Here is a 14,350-nt window from a genome sequence, read left to right as displayed (position 1 = left end):
CAACCTGTGCCGCTGCGCGTGTAGCAGGACTAGCTGGCGACGCTTCCCCACACTAACTGCCCTTTGTGGAAGGTCGCGGTGCGAGGGGAAATCCTCGCGACCGCTTCCGCAGAGCAGGACGCATCGACCAGCACAAAACTTGCATCATCCTGTGCTTTCGGCCACACACGTTCGCCTTTATCGTTCAGCGGCAGCACATCGCCGGTGGCGAGGAACAGCGCCCGCGACAGGTTGAGTTCGTTCGGGCGAATATACAGCTGAGCATACAGATTGGCTTTCTCCAGCATATCCCCCAGCCCATACGGCGACCAGTGGTCAATCACGCTGTCGGTGCCGGTAATCACCTCCACGCCTTTATCACGCAGCTGTTTCAGCGGCATGTGCAAGGTGCCGATAGGTACCGTCGAGGCAATGGTAATCTGCTGCGCCGCCATACGGGTTGCCAACGCATCAACCTGCTGTTCGTTCAGCGTTGCCAATGCGAAAGCATGGCTGATGGTCAGTTTGCCCTTCAGCTGTGGCGTTTTCTCCACCGTCTCCACCATGTAATTTACCGCCGCCACACCTGCCGGGCTGGTTTCATGCAAATGGATATCCACACCTTTATTGTAATCGAGCGCAATCTGGAACATGGTGTCGAGGGATTTTTCCATGGCCCCATCGACGCTGGTCGGGTCCAGACCGCCCACGTACTGTGCCCCCGCCTGCATTGCTTCACGCATCAGCGGTTCAGACTTCGATAACAGCAGACCATGCTGGGGGAACGCCACGATTTCACAAGCGAAACCGGGCTGACGACGCGCCAGTACCGCCTGCAGGTTCTCCAGATTTTTCAACCCGGAAACTGGCTCAATATTGCAGTGGCTGCGGGCAATCGATGTCCCTTTTGATTGCAGCAGATCGATAAGCTTTTCCGCCCGCTCCTGAGTATAAGGCTGCAGTTCGGGTAGCAGCTTTTGTTCCAGGCGGATCATATCCTGAATAGTGGTGCCCGCCGGACGGTTCAATGAGCGCCACGGGCCACCGTAAAAGGTTTTATCCAGATGAATATGCATATCGCGCATCGCGGGTAGCATGAGCTTTCCGCCGGCATCGTAATGCGGCAGCGCCGCATCCGGATGCTGCTTATTCTCGCGTAGCGCAACAATCTTCCCGTCCTGAATTTCAACGGTTTGCAGTGCAGTACGGGTATGTACCACCACGGCATTTTCGTAATCAAATCCCGCTTCCAGCAGAACGTTATCGAGGTAGTAGTGTTTATCGTTAATCGTCATGGTGTTCTTCGCCCCGCAGGCTGTCCCGACAGGATTAGCAGCATACGCGACTGGCGCCACTGCGCCAAACAGCGCAGCAGCAGTGACCATTTTTCCGCTCTGACTTAAAAATTCGCGGCGGCTGTTATTTTCCTTCATTCGCATCTCCTCTCAGGAATGGACAATATGGGTACCCGTTTCACCGCGCAGTGCGGCAGGCAGGCATTCCGGCGTGGTGATGATCACCCGCTTACCGCCACGTGCGAGGAACGTCAGGCTGGCGATAATTTTGGGTAACATGCTGCCTGGCGGGAAGTGACCTTCCTGCATGTAGCGGGTCATTGTCGCAATATCCACCGTATCCAGCGCCTGCTGGTTGGGCTTGCCGAAGTGAATACACACTTTCTCTACGCCAGTAGTGATCACCAGAATGTCGGCGCGGATCTCCTGCGCCAGCAGCGCAGTAGAGAGATCTTTATCAATCACTGCGTCCACGCTGTGATAATCCCCGTGCTCGCTACGGACTACCGGGATCCCGCCGCCGCCTGCGCCAATCACCACAAAACCTTGCTGAGTCAGCGTTTTGATAGCCTCTGCTTCAACAATACGTTTGGGTTCAGGGGAAGCCACAACCCGCCGGTAACCGCGCCCGGAATCCTCAACAAAACGCCAGCCTGGATTAATCCGCTGCAGCTCGTCACGCTGAGCTTCACTAAAGAATGCGCCGATAGGCTTGGTTGGATTCGCAAACCCGGGATCGTTCTTATCGACCTCTACCTGCGTGACTACCGTCACCGCTTTCTGCTCACCGCGTCGCGCCAGACGGTTATTCAGCGCCTGTTGGATCAGGTAGCCAATACCGCCCTGAGTATCAGCGACGCAGTTTGCCAGCGGCGTCAGCGGCAAACCTTCGCGTTCGTGCGCGATTTCAGCCCGCCGTAGATCCAGCCCCACCTGCGGTCCGTTACCGTGTGTCAGCACAATGTTGTAGTCCGATGCCAACATCTCCAGCACCGTGTCCGCCACCGCTTTTACCGCTTCAGCCTGGTGCTCAATCGACTGGCTGGCGTTATCTTTGATAATGCTGTTGCCGCCAATGGCAACGACCACAAGTTCTTTCATCGTATTTTCTTCCGCTTGCAGGCGATTCAGGTTGTTTTCGTCGGTTCCTGCTCAGGCGCAGTAGCCGCTTCACGACTGTCGAGAATATGTTTGACGACGAACATGCCGCTCATCATCAGGTAGGCCACAACAAACATCATCGAGCTGCCTTCGGCAAAACCCACTGCCGGGGAGTGAATCACACCAAACAACGACAACAGTGCACCGAAGGCGGCGGCAATCGCCCCACGTAACGGCTTGTTCATGATGGCGAAGATAGCGACACAGCCCCACAGCATACTGGCCAGCGGCGCGCCGCTTCCCAGATGCACCAGCCCGTCGTAGTACACGCCTTTACTGTGCAGCAGGTCACTGCCCAGTTTCCCCGCAGAGGTTCCGGCAGCGCCCATCACGCTGTTGACGATGGTCAATGCCCAGTTGGCGATCCACGGGAACAGACAGATGAAAATGACGGGAACCTCGACTTTGGGCGTTTCTCGCACCACCTGGTTGGCGGTCACCACGCCGATAAACACCAGAATCGGCACTATCGCAGTCATCGGAATAATGGCGAGCATAAACGCGCCCAGCCCAAACAGCGGCACCAGGAACATGGTGATACCAGATGCCAGGGTATAACCGATGCTGGCGCCCATTGCTTTCCAGCCCGCATGTCCGACATACACAGTCACCGGGAACGGGTTACCCAGCATGCAGCCAAGCATGGAGGCAAAACCGTTCGCCATCATAACTTTACGGGTGTTGTACTCATCGCCCGCGGCGTGCGCACTTTCAATGTTCTCGAGGTCAAAAATATAGTTCGCCAGACCCAGCGGAACTGCAGAAGCCAGATACGGTAGCGCATGCGGCAAACCTTGCAGGAAGCTGTCGACATGGATTTCTGGCGGGTTAAAGCCAAAAGACGACATCGAGGCTTTAATCGCTTCCGGGCTTTGCAGACCGGAGATCCATGCCAGGGCCGTACCGGCAATCAGCAGCAGCAAACCGGTCGGAATGCGGGCAAAAATCGGTTTCTTACCGAACCAGTTGATGAAAATCAGCAACAGGACGATGAAAGAAACGGTCGGCGCTTCAAACGCCTGCAGCATGGGGTTCATCGCCAACAGCAGCAGACCCAGACCGGATAAACAGGAGAGCAGTACCGTACGCGGGATCATCTTGCGGATGGTCTCGCCCAGGAAGGAGCCGCCCACCAGGATCAACGCTTCCACAAAGCACCATACCAGTGCTATCTGGATGGCGAAGTTGGCATCTTTGGTTTGCTGATAAACCGGCATCAGCACCAGGAACGTCACGGTAAAGATTGACGGTGCGCTGGGCCCGGACGGCAGCGCCGTCACATCATTACGGCCGGTGTGTTTTGCCATCTGCAAACCAAACCAGGCGTAACAGATACTGGCCACCAGCACCGCCAGACCAAAGGCTGGCGCAATGCGGCCGTAAACTATTTCAGTCGGGATGCCGACAACAAAAATGAGCAGGCCCATCATTGTCAGCAGGTTAGTCAGGTTGTTGGTCATCAGCCCGAAGTAAGCCGCCCAGTCACCACGTTTCCATTCTAGTTTTATGCTGTTCATGGAATATCCTTAACAGGTTAAGCATCGTTTGCGATCGCGGAGATCGCCCAGCCCTGCAGGTAAGCAACGTTTTTCGCTTCGCTACCGTGGGGCTAACGGCGTTAGCCCCGGTTATTGTTATGAGCAGTAGCGGTCACGCCAGTTGAGGATCGCCTTTTCGAAACAGGCGAACGGCGGGTGTACAATTCCGGCGCCGATCATGCCGATCCCTGCATCTTTATGCGCAATCGCGGTATTGATCACCGGCAGAATGCCGGTGCTGCCCACGCGCGTAATATCGATAGCCGTTGGTACACCCATAAAACCGAGCAACGGAATGGTGACGTTCGGGTTTTCGCCCAACGTGATTTCACGCATCTGGCGAGAGAAGTCGACAGCTTCTTCAACCGTACCGCCCACCAGCGCCACAATGGCCGGTGCCGTCGCCATCGCGAAACCGCCAATACCGTAGGTTTCGGTAATCGCGCTATCGCCGATATCGCGTCCGGAGTCTTCCGGCTTATAGCCCGCAAACATCGGGCCAATCACCTGCTGCGCCGGACCGGTAAACCATTGACCCGGTAAACCACTGATGCGCAGACCGAATTCAACACCGTTACGCGCCATCGTCGTCACTACGGTGCTGTATTCGATACCGTGTGCAGCGTCCATCGCCGCTTTACACATCGCCATCCAGGTCGGGCCGGAGAAGTAATCACTGCTGAGGACAAACTCAAACACTTCCCGCTGTTGCTCAACCGGATAACCGGTCTGAATGATCCACGGCGTCAGCGCCTGAATCAGTAGCGCAGTCCCGGCATTGTTGCGGTTATGGCATTCATCCCCCATGTGCAGCGCCTGCGCCAACATCAGACGCAGATCGATTTCGCCCGCCAGCTTCATGGCATCACGCAGCATTGGGCCCATCACATCGCGCATCCAGTTCAGACGATCGATAACGCTCTGATCGTTCGCCCCCATACGCAGGATCTTCGCCATCTGCTCGCTCATATTGGTATATGCGCGGTTGCCGTAGGTTTTGTTCTCAACGATGTGCATGAACATTGAGGCAGAGGTGACGCCCGCCATCGATCCCACACAGTCATGTTCGTGGCATGGGGAGAAGATAATTTCGCCAGAAGCCGCCAGTTCTGCGGCTGCATCCAGATCTTTTGCCAGCCCTTCAAATACCAGCGCCCCGGTGACCGCCCCTTTCATCGCACCGCACATTTTTTCCCAACGGATTGGCGGCCCGGCGTGCAGGATGGTGTTACGGGTCATACCCGGCACCACGTTAATGGCCTGGTCATACCCCACCAGCACCGGATGTGACTGGATAATGCGTTCCAGCGCCAGCTGATTAGCGGCAGTAATTTTGTCTGCCAGCGGAGAATCGGCAATCTGATCCAGCGCCGCGACCACCTGCATGTTGCCCTGCCCTGGCGGAGTCCAGTCGAGTTGGGTCACAGGTACGTTCTGCTTTTTCAGGTCATCGCTGAACATCGCGATGCCGACGTTAATCACGTTCAGCGGCTGGTTAAACAGTGTCTGGCTCATCAGGCTTCCTCCCCTTTACAGATAAATTCACGCGCCAGCAATCCGGTGTTGCTGCTACTGCTCGCCCAGATAACCCCGGCATCGGTCAGCATCTGGCACTGTTTTTCCAGTGACGGCGTATCCTGATCGGTTCCCAGCACATAGCCAAGAATTTCAAGCGGACGCCCCTCTGCAGCAGCGATCGCTTTGGCTTCAACGATCGCCTCAAGCATCACGCCAACCGGATCTTCATGCGATCCAAAGCCGAGGACGAAATCCATCACGATCACGCCCACTTCAGGATCGCGCGCTTCCTGCAACAGACGACTAATGCGGTTGGTCGGATCGATCATCGGGTGCGGTTTGCCGTTGGTAAAATCGTCATCACCGAAATCGAGGAAGGTATGTGCAATACTGCGGTTGAGATCCTGTAGACGGAATGCCGGGTCCGGATGAATGTTGCTGTACACTTCGGCATGTTTTTCCATTGCGGCAAACATCGCTTCATCGCACAGCGTGCCGCCGCAGAACAGCCCACGAATGTACTTTTGCTGTGGCGTCAGACGGGCACGAACCTCTTCAATCAGCGGCCAGTTCAGCGGATGCAGGTCCAGACTCTCTTTTTTCACACCCGTCAGCAGTACCGCTTTCAGCGCAGCTTCTTTTGTGCCACGTGCGAACTGCAGCCCCGCTTCATCCGCAGGAGCGGCATCACGTCCGAGGAAACAGACCACGACCGGTTTGCGGCAGGCGCGTGCGCGTTCCAGTACCTTACGGGCCACCGCAGGCGCAGGCGGTTTGGAGATCAGTGCAATGATTTCGGTTTGCGGATCGGCTTCCAACATGCCAATCGCGTCAAGCATCATCAGACCACCAATTTTCTCGCTTAGATCGCGTCCACCCGTGCCGATCAGTTGGGAAATACCGCCGCCAAACTCATGAATACGCACGCTCAGTTCCTGGCTACCGGTACCGGATGCCCCCACAATACCAATGTTGCCGCGACGTACTGCATTACCAAAACACAGCGCCGCGCCGTTAATAATGGCGGTCCCGCAGTCTGGCCCCATCATCAACAGTCCTTTTTCGTGTGCCAGCTGCTTAAGCGCCAGTTCGTCCTCAAGAGAAACGTTGTCCGAGAACAGCATCACATTGAGGTTATTTTGCAGTGCCTGACGTGCCTCACGTGCGGCAAACAGACCGTTAACCGAGATAACCGCCAGGTTACTGTCAGGTACGTGCTTTTTAGCACTGGCAAGCGTGGCGTAGCGCGCTTCATGCTGGCCGCCCTGCTCTTTATGCGTGAACAGATCTTCAATCGCTACCAGCGTCTGCTCGTTCGCCGCTTCACTCGCGCCTTTAATGACAATCATCAGATCGCCACTCTTCGCGTCTTCCAGCTCAGGCGTAAGCAAGCCAAGATTCTTCAACACACCCTTGTTCATTTCTGTCGCCATTGCCACGAACGCCTGCTCCACACCATCGAGCTTATTTGCGCGTGTTGAAATAGACATCAGTGAGACAGAATCAAAATACGTATTCTTTTTAACAACTATCCTGATCGACATAATTCCCTCCGGACCTGTGGCTCAGGGCGCAGGCATCCGCCATGCCGTATAGCATGTCGCAGCCAGAACTTGAGCCGATATTTTTAATATCAGTTATATATTGCGTAGAAACGTGTTGTTGCTCATTAATAATATGGTTCAGCAGTCGTGCGACACTTTCCCGATAGCGCTGATGAAAAGCCTCCTCCAGCGTAATTTTACTGAGCAATGTCGTATTATTTCCGTCACGCTGCAAGGCGGCTAAAAACGCTCCCCGATATTTTCCCAGCGGGTGTCCTGGAATAAATAAAATGGTACTTAGACCCACTAAATAATCATCGGATGATGGCGTCAGCCCAATGCCCAGACCAATTAAACGGCTGACGGCAGCAGAGATATTTTCTCCTGTTTTCAGCGCCGTCATTAATGTCTGGCGACGCTGGAGTAGTTCACGGGTGATTTCCTGATAAAACGGGTTGTCACCCTGGTACAGAAATAAGGTGTCGTCGTTTTTAAGCTGTTGGCGGATATCCTCTTCCCAGCGCGGCCACCGAATAGCTGAGAACGCGGTTGCATCTGGCGTCCACTGTGGCATTCGCCACGGCAGGCACCCGGAAGTCTCTATCCACTTATCCTTACCAACGACAATCCCTGATTCGGTAAAACTGACCGGCTCACCGGGATGAAACAGGTCTTCACAATGCGTCAGCGCCAGCCGACAGCTATTGGGCGCGTTATCACAGCCTTCACTCAGTAACGTCAATAATCGCTGCTGCTCGGGTATGAACAGATTCACCGCGCGGGAAAAAACCTGTTCGACTCGCCCGGTTCCCCGGAATGAAAGAAACGCGCCGTCAGCGGTTAGCGCCCGAACGCATCGCCGTGATGGCGTGGCGATAGCGGCGCTCCTCTGTCAGGCTCCGGCGGCAATCAGCAGCTCGGCAATTTCGTGATACCCCTTTTCCTTCGCCAGCTCTAGCGGGGTTTTACCGTATTTATCCGTCATATGCGGGTTCGCGCCATGGTCGAGCAGCAGCTTGACGATTTCCTGCTGCTTCGCGCCACCGTCATTGAGTACGATAGCTTCCAGCAGCGGCGTCCAGCCAACGAAATTGGTGTGGTTGACGTTAATATCGGTACGCAGCAGCAGCTCACGCACGATCTCAACATGACCTTTCTCACTGGCAGGCGTAATGCCGACACCGCCAAAACGGCTCAGGCGCTCAAGATCCGGGTTAGCCGGTAATACCGTGCGCAGCAGTGTTAAATCATTTGTCAGGCAGCTAATCAGAAATGGATTAAAACAGGTTTGATCTTGTTTATTAATATCAGCACCGGCAGCAATCAATAAAGAAACGCAGTCATAATGTTTATTCAGGCTGGCAATAATAATGGCAGTACGGCCCTGGCGGTTGGTGGCATTAATATCCACATTTTTTTCCAGACAGGATTTTAATCCTTCGGCGTTACCCTGTTCTGCCGCCAGCAGAAATTCAGTAATAAGTTCTTTCTCTGACATAATCACTCTCCTGCAGTTTTTTAGACTCTTCATATTTCCGATAACCTGAGAATAGCAACAGAGTTTAGAGAATAACATCCGCTTAAATTTCATTCATCGTAAGCGTGTCGATTGTTGAATCAAATTTAACAATGAGAGTAAAACGTGCTGTAGTGCAATCTTTCCCTTATGACTGAAGCCGTTTTAGCGGCGAATCAGAGCCTGGGGAAATCAGGCGGTATGCAGCACGAATAGCGGGTCGCAACTAAAATACAGAAGTGTGATTGCCTTCAAATCAAATGTAACCCTAGTGTTAAATTCTGTTCAAAACTGATTGCTCTCGATAAGGATTACAAATACATTCAACAATCATCGTATCGTGGACATCGCCGCATGGCCTGAGGGGAGAACGGATGAATTCAATTTTTACCGAGGAAAACCTGCTGGCCTTTACGATGGCAGCGCGCTATAGCAGTTTCAGTAAGGCCGCTGAGGAGCTTGGCTTAACAACGTCGGCCATCAGCTACACCATCAAACGCATGGAGATGGGACTCGATGTGGTGCTGTTTACCCGCAGTACCCGCAGCATTGAGCTCACTGAGTCCGGTCGCTACTTCTTTCGCAAAGCAACCGATCTGCTGAATGACTTCCACGCCATCAAGCGCAGCATCGATACCATCGCCCAGGGGATTGAAGCCAGGGTACGCATTTGCATTAACCAGCTGTTGTATACCCCACAGCACACTGCCCGGCTGCTACAGGTGCTCAAAAAGCAGTTTCCGACCTGCCAGATAACCGTGACCACCGAGGTCTATAACGGCGTCTGGGACTCGATCATCAATAACCTGGCCAATATCGCTATTGGCGCGCCCGATACCCTGCTGGACGGCGGCGGGATTGATTACACCGAAATCGGCGCGATCCGCTGGTCGTTCGCTATCGCACCGGATCACCCACTGGCCTTTATGCCCGAGCCGATTTCAGAGAGTCAGTTGCGCCTGTACCCAAACATTATGGTGGAGGACACTGCGCACACCATCAACAAGAAGGTCGGCTGGTTGCTGCACGGGCAGGAGTCGATTCTGGTTCCTGATTTTAATACCAAATGTCAGTGCCAGATTCTGGGTGAAGGCATCGGTTTTCTGCCGGACTATATGGTGCGCGAAGCGATGGAAAAGTCGCTGCTGGTCACGCGACAGATCCATAACCCTCGTCAGGATTCACGCATGCTGTTGGCAACCCAGCACGCGGCAACCGGTCGCGTAACGCAGTGGATTAAAAAAGAGTTTGGCCCACAAGGGGTACTGACGGGGATTTATCAGGATCTGCTGCATCGGCAGTGATGTGCCGGATAAGACTATCCGGCGGAAATCAGTCTTCAGGCACGAATATCATCATACTCGCGCGTTTTATCAAACTCATGTTTGGCAAACGGACACAGCGGGATCACTTTGCGGTTTTCGGCGCGCATTTTCTCCACCACCTTCGCCACCAGCAGTTTACCCACGCCCTGACCTTTCAGACTGGGGTCAACATCGGTATGCTCAATGATGCTTAGATGCTCGCCCGTCGGCACAAAAACAATCTCGGCGACCTGCTTGCCTTCAGCATCGTTAACATAAAACTTGTTATGGCCTGCAAGAATTTCCATGGTTCCCTCACTTATTTCTGGCGATATTTCAGCGCACCACTCGGACAGGTATCAATAACCCTGATAACCGTCGCAACATCGACTTCATCCGGGATGATCCACGGTTTACGCTTCAGGTTGAAAAGTTTTGCGCTTCCCCGCACGCAATTGCCCGAATGTTGGCACATCCCCGTGTTGAAATAGACATCAATCTTCTCGCCGGTATAGGCCCGGTAACCTGCATCCAGTAGTTCCTTATCCACGACATTGCCTCGCATTTTTTTATTGTCTGGGTCTAATCATAGACCCATGCGAGGCTGAAGGAAGCGGCTGAAAGCAGAAATATCACTCGGCCCTTGTGTGCAACGACGGCTGCGGCTCCGTCGGCAAATACTCCAGCATCGCCGGCGTTGGCGGCGGCAGGCGATTATCGGCAATATCTCTGTCCACATCGATATGGCTGATCTCGCCATTCTCATGATGGTGAACCGTCAGCACCCTCGCTTTGTTCAGTTCTGTAACCAGTTCGCGGGTAATGCGTAAACTTTCGGCCAGCTCATGGTCTTCCAGACCCGGCCTGCGGCTGCGGCGTTCTACCCGAAAACGATACTGGTTGTACTTCGCCCAACCAATAAGCACCAGACCATTGACCAGGGCGATAAGGATGTAAAACGTCACCGTATCCAGGGTCGTGAAAAAGGGGCGAACCCCCATATACGGTGAATGCGCCAGTGCGACGATCAGCCCTTTATAAATCAGGTATAAGAACCCAATCCAGGCAATAAGCGTCAACACGACGTCGATGAGGCGCGGCAGCAGGCGCCGTTCGGTAAAAATCAGCGGTTGGTTCATGATTCAATCCTCCCGATACCGCGGTCAGGACTGACCCAGCGCGCCCTGCCGCGTTTGCGTTTGAGCATCACTTTCGGGAACGCCACCAGCGTGGTGAACAGACTCAGCATCCAGTACACCACCGGGAACCAGATGATCCAGAACAACGAGGCCCCAATCCCTTTTTCATAGCGCCGTTCAATCATCAGGCTCACCGCAAACTGCAACAGGCAGACCACGCCGAGGATAAGTCCAGTGAAGGCTGGCGGGAACAGATGCTGGACATACAGCGTGTCTGGCATCGGGAATAGCAGCCCTAACAGGAACAGCACGATACTAACCGCATAAGCAAATGCCCAAGCGGTAGAGAAACAGAACTCAAGGAACAGCGGCCACATACGGCGGAATTCCCACGACCACAGGCGGCGCATGTTAACGATAAACACCTCCGCCCCACCTTGTGCCCAGCGCAGACGCTGCTTCCACAGTCCTTTCAACGTTTCAGGCATCAGGATCCAGCACAGCGCACGCGGCTCAAAGAATACCGACCAGTGGCGCAATTGCAGCTTCCAACTGATGTCGATATCTTCGGTTATCATGTCCGGGCTCCAGTAACCAACTTCAGCCAACGCCCGGCGACGAAACGCGGCAACGACACCTGAAACGGTAAATATCTGCCCGTAGACTCGCTGGGTACGCTTGATTAAGCCGATAATCGACGAGAACTCGCCGACCTGTACGCGGCCAATTAACGTCGAACGGGTACGAATACGCGGGTTACCGGTCACCGCACCAACGCGCGGGAACTGGATAAGCGGCGCCACGATATAGGCGACAGCATCACGATCCAGTAACGCATCCCCATCGATGCAAACCAGATAATCACTGCGCGCTGCCGCAGCACCGGTCTTAAGCGCCAAGGCTTTGCCCTGGTTTTCCGCTAAGTGAATCACTCGCAGGCTGGGGTACTCTGTTGCCAGCTGTTCCAGAACATCGTGCGTGTCATCTGTCGAACCATCATTGATGGCAATAACTTCAATATTCTTATATCGCTGAGCCAGTGCGGCCTCGATCGTTTCGCGCGCGTTGATCCCTTCGTTAAAACACGGGATCAAAATCGAGACCAGCGGATTTCCCTCCAGAGTCGGCGGCGGCGTTTCATCTCCCCACTTCCAGTGACGCTCGCGGTAAAACCAGAAATAGACCCCGCCGCTTATCCACAATGCAGACATGAACAAGGGCCAGAAGAAGACAAAGTTCAACATCACTTCACCCGTGAAGACGACAGCCACGCCAAACGGCAGGCTGAACATCAGGCAAAGTATCAGGAAAGCAATTATGCGATCGGTCATTTTTGCGGGTACCAGTATGAGGAGAACGTCGAACGAATCTCTGACATCTCAGGTTTATCGCTGATGAAATCATCCGGGTAATAGCCGTAGTTACCTGCGCCGCTTAACTTAAGCTGACGCATCCATTCGGCGAGTTGTTTACCACTGATTTCGGCCTGTTCCCCGGATTTACGCCAGTCGCGTGCCTGCAGTTCAAACACGGTTTTATCCAGCGCGCCGGGCGTCTGTGCAACAGCATTCACCAGTCGGTCGAGCCAGGCGTTAGCATCATTGGCCGGGATTTTCTCCATGAATGGCATCGCCATGGGCGCTGTCCAGTCATAGGTATTCAGGAAATCATTCAGGTTTTGCGCAAACCAGGCTTCACTTTCAGGTTCCAGTACCGGCATAGCATAGATATTACGGGCGGTTTGCACCTGCGGACCGCGAATATTGCGTACCGATTGCGTCAACTGCTTAGTGAAGTCGATCAGCATCTTACTTTTCAGGCGAGTCCAGCGCTCAAACGCCTGAGGGTTATTACGGATTTGCTCGATGCTCCCCGGAAGTCCTGCGGCACGGTAAGCGGCTAACGCCTCCGGCGACGCATCTTCAAAATCCGTCAGGAAGGCATCGTCATGGAACAAGATACCTTTGAAGCTGGCGTGCTTCGCCAGGTCTTCGTAGATCTCGGTAATGCGTTTACGCGCTTCGCTATCCCACGGAGAAAGACGCACATACTGTTCACGATCGATAGCCGTACGTCCGGTTTTTGGATCCCATGCCGTTACACGCGGAATTGAGGCATCCAGATCGAAAGCCAGCACCGGCATCCAGGCGTACACGGTAACCCCTGCACGGGTTTGTAACTGCCAGGAAATATAGTTAAACAGATCGGCGCGCATCGGCAGCCAGCGGTTAGGGAAATAGACCTCGCGAATATTCCCGTCGCCCTGCGGATCGGCATATGCCTGCAGGAAGACATGAGAGATACGCATGTCATAGACACGCTGAATCAGCTTATCGATGTTTCTCTTCTGCTGGGCGGGATCTTTGTCATAGACGTAATCCAGGTCAACATGCATCACGCGCATCGTCTGCGGTTCGCGCACCTGAGCAACCTGGCTGGCAAAACGCTTGAGCGATGGGTTATCGGAGATCAGTACACGCGGGATATCATCAAGGAATGCCGCATTCGCCAGCCCTTCATTGAGCGTAAACGCCATCTTATAACCTTGCTCTTTGGCCAGGTTTAAGGTCGTCCCACTGGCGGCACCGTATGGCCAGACCCAGGCACGTGGCGATTTCCCCGTTACCGCTTTAATTTTATTGGTGATCAAAGAGATATCGGTATTAATACGGCGATAGTATTGCTCGTCCGTTTCGTAAGTGCCGGTTTTCTTATCGTAGAGACGGTTTGCCACCGCGGGTTCTTTACTTCCCTGCGGGTTCGCCTCTGCACCGAAGTGCGAATTCCAGGTATGCGCGCCGATTTCCACCAACGGCGATTTACCCATTTCTTCAACCATCTTCCAGGTGGCGAATTTATCGCGCGCCGTCATCAGTCCACCAAAATCGACTTTTTTGTCCGCAGGGGCATCCACCCAGCTTCCAACCGGTGCCCAAAGAGCTGGCCAGTTGTAAGCTTTCAGCAGCGGCCAGACGCGGGTATAGAAACTGCTATACCCGTCATCAAAGGTGAGCAGAACTGCTTTTTCCGGCAGCACGATTTTACCGTCATGAGCATCCAGAATTTGCTGGACGCTGATCGGGTTATAGCCATTATCACGCAGCCAGGCGATTTGATCGCTCAGCGCGCTGGTACGCACAGAGAGGTAACGCTGATCGGCTGCATCATCCTCTACATCGTGATAGCCGAGAACCAAAAAACTATTTTTCGGCCACGGGTGATCGGCCGTCAGCGGCGTTCTCTCATCAGGAGGAACGTAGCGAGGCGTCGTATTGTGCGCACTACTGCACGCGGTAATCATCAACCAGCCAGCGATGAGTGCGCTAAGCCATAGGCATCTTTTCAGCATGAACTAT

The 14,350-nt window shown here is 54.0% G+C and carries 13 protein-coding genes; 1 reads left to right on the top strand and 12 read right to left on the bottom strand.

The genetic code is table 11. The features are described from left to right. Positions 1–29: 29 nt before the first annotated feature. The 7 genes from HV261_RS07160 to HV261_RS07130 form a co-directional block, all read right to left on the bottom strand. Entirely contained in the window at positions 30–1,412 is a 1,383-nt protein-coding gene (locus HV261_RS07160) for an amidohydrolase family protein (RefSeq protein ID WP_202037842.1), read from the bottom strand. A gap of 12 nt (positions 1,413–1,424) precedes the next feature. Further along, positions 1,425–2,375 carry a carbamate kinase family protein gene (locus HV261_RS07155; RefSeq protein WP_202037841.1) on the bottom strand — a complete coding sequence of 317 codons (951 nt, stop codon included), beginning with the start codon at positions 2,373–2,375 and terminating at the stop codon, positions 1,425–1,427. Positions 2,376–2,401: 26 nt separating this feature from the next. After that, a complete protein-coding gene (locus tag HV261_RS07150; protein ID WP_137382677.1) occupies positions 2,402–3,952 on the bottom strand; it encodes a xanthine permease in 1,551 nt (516 codons plus the stop codon). Positions 3,953–4,069: 117 nt separating this feature from the next. Continuing rightward, positions 4,070–5,488 carry a YlbE family protein gene (locus tag HV261_RS07145; protein WP_202037840.1) on the bottom strand — a complete coding sequence of 473 codons (1,419 nt, stop codon included), beginning with the start codon at positions 5,486–5,488 and terminating at the stop codon, positions 4,070–4,072. Beyond that, positions 5,488–7,035, bottom strand: a complete 1,548-nt coding sequence (fdrA, locus tag HV261_RS07140) for an acyl-CoA synthetase FdrA (RefSeq protein WP_202037839.1) — start codon at positions 7,033–7,035, stop codon at positions 5,488–5,490. The genes HV261_RS07145 and fdrA overlap by 1 nt, the downstream gene beginning before the upstream one ends. Beyond that, positions 7,013–7,912: an oxamate carbamoyltransferase subunit AllH family protein gene (locus HV261_RS07135; RefSeq protein ID WP_524536651.1), complete on the bottom strand. Its 900-nt coding sequence runs from the start codon at positions 7,910–7,912 to the stop codon at positions 7,013–7,015. The genes fdrA and HV261_RS07135 overlap by 23 nt, the downstream gene beginning before the upstream one ends. Before the next feature lie 15 nt (positions 7,913–7,927). Then, the gene (locus tag HV261_RS07130; protein WP_202037837.1) at positions 7,928–8,533 is read right to left on the bottom strand and encodes an ankyrin repeat domain-containing protein; all 606 of its coding nucleotides are present in this window, start codon (positions 8,531–8,533) and stop codon (positions 7,928–7,930) included. A gap of 392 nt (positions 8,534–8,925) precedes the next feature. On the opposite strand from HV261_RS07130, the gene HV261_RS07125 reads away from it, so the two are divergent. Then, on the top strand, positions 8,926–9,855 hold the full coding sequence (locus tag HV261_RS07125; protein WP_005123372.1) for a LysR substrate-binding domain-containing protein: 930 nt from the start codon (positions 8,926–8,928) through the stop codon (positions 9,853–9,855). A 35-nt stretch (positions 9,856–9,890) separates the two neighbouring features. Here HV261_RS07125 and HV261_RS07120 read toward each other — a convergent pair whose 3' ends face one another. The 5 genes from HV261_RS07120 to pgaB form a co-directional block, all read right to left on the bottom strand. Further along, positions 9,891–10,163, bottom strand: coding sequence for a GNAT family N-acetyltransferase (locus tag HV261_RS07120; protein WP_101741591.1), 273 nt, complete (start codon positions 10,161–10,163; stop codon positions 9,891–9,893). An 11-nt stretch (positions 10,164–10,174) separates the two neighbouring features. Continuing rightward, positions 10,175–10,405, bottom strand: a complete 231-nt coding sequence (gene yjdI, locus HV261_RS07115) for a 4Fe-4S mono-cluster protein YjdI (RefSeq protein WP_005123368.1) — start codon at positions 10,403–10,405, stop codon at positions 10,175–10,177. Between the two features lie 82 nt (positions 10,406–10,487). Continuing rightward, complete coding sequence (gene pgaD / locus HV261_RS07110; RefSeq protein ID WP_202037835.1) at positions 10,488–10,994, bottom strand: poly-beta-1,6-N-acetyl-D-glucosamine biosynthesis protein PgaD; 507 nt, start codon at positions 10,992–10,994, stop codon at positions 10,488–10,490. Next, positions 10,991–12,325 (bottom strand): poly-beta-1,6-N-acetyl-D-glucosamine synthase, encoded by a 1,335-nt coding sequence (pgaC, locus tag HV261_RS07105; RefSeq protein ID WP_040232145.1) that lies wholly within the window; start codon positions 12,323–12,325, stop codon positions 10,991–10,993. The genes pgaD and pgaC overlap by 4 nt, the downstream gene beginning before the upstream one ends. Beyond that, positions 12,322–14,343: a poly-beta-1,6-N-acetyl-D-glucosamine N-deacetylase PgaB gene (pgaB, locus tag HV261_RS07100; RefSeq protein WP_137382670.1), complete on the bottom strand. Its 2,022-nt coding sequence runs from the start codon at positions 14,341–14,343 to the stop codon at positions 12,322–12,324. The genes pgaC and pgaB overlap by 4 nt, the downstream gene beginning before the upstream one ends. Positions 14,344–14,350: the final 7 nt, after the last annotated feature.

The sequence above is a fragment of the Citrobacter sp. RHBSTW-00671 genome, assembly GCF_014103415.1.
Taxonomy (GTDB): domain Bacteria; phylum Pseudomonadota; class Gammaproteobacteria; order Enterobacterales; family Enterobacteriaceae; genus Citrobacter.
The sequence above is the reverse complement of the archived record's forward strand: the minus strand, read 5'-3'. Positions and strand labels throughout refer to the sequence as shown.

Coding starts and splice junctions, on each gene's coding strand:
- HV261_RS07160 (WP_202037842.1), bottom strand. CDS start 1,412: ATGAAGGAAAATAACAGCCGCCGCGAATTTTTAAGTCAGAGCGGAAAA.
- HV261_RS07155 (WP_202037841.1), bottom strand. CDS start 2,375: ATGAAAGAACTTGTGGTCGTTGCCATTGGCGGCAACAGCATTATCAAA.
- HV261_RS07150 (WP_137382677.1), bottom strand. CDS start 3,952: ATGAACAGCATAAAACTAGAATGGAAACGTGGTGACTGGGCGGCTTAC.
- HV261_RS07145 (WP_202037840.1), bottom strand. CDS start 5,488: ATGAGCCAGACACTGTTTAACCAGCCGCTGAACGTGATTAACGTCGGC.
- fdrA (WP_202037839.1), bottom strand. CDS start 7,035: ATGTCGATCAGGATAGTTGTTAAAAAGAATACGTATTTTGATTCTGTC.
- HV261_RS07130 (WP_202037837.1), bottom strand. CDS start 8,533: ATGTCAGAGAAAGAACTTATTACTGAATTTCTGCTGGCGGCAGAACAG.
- HV261_RS07125 (WP_005123372.1), top strand. CDS start 8,926: ATGAATTCAATTTTTACCGAGGAAAACCTGCTGGCCTTTACGATGGCA.
- HV261_RS07120 (WP_101741591.1), bottom strand. CDS start 10,163: ATGGAAATTCTTGCAGGCCATAACAAGTTTTATGTTAACGATGCTGAA.
- pgaD (WP_202037835.1), bottom strand. CDS start 10,994: ATGAACCAACCGCTGATTTTTACCGAACGGCGCCTGCTGCCGCGCCTC.
- pgaC (WP_040232145.1), bottom strand. CDS start 12,325: ATGACCGATCGCATAATTGCTTTCCTGATACTTTGCCTGATGTTCAGC.
- pgaB (WP_137382670.1), bottom strand. CDS start 14,343: ATGCTGAAAAGATGCCTATGGCTTAGCGCACTCATCGCTGGCTGGTTG.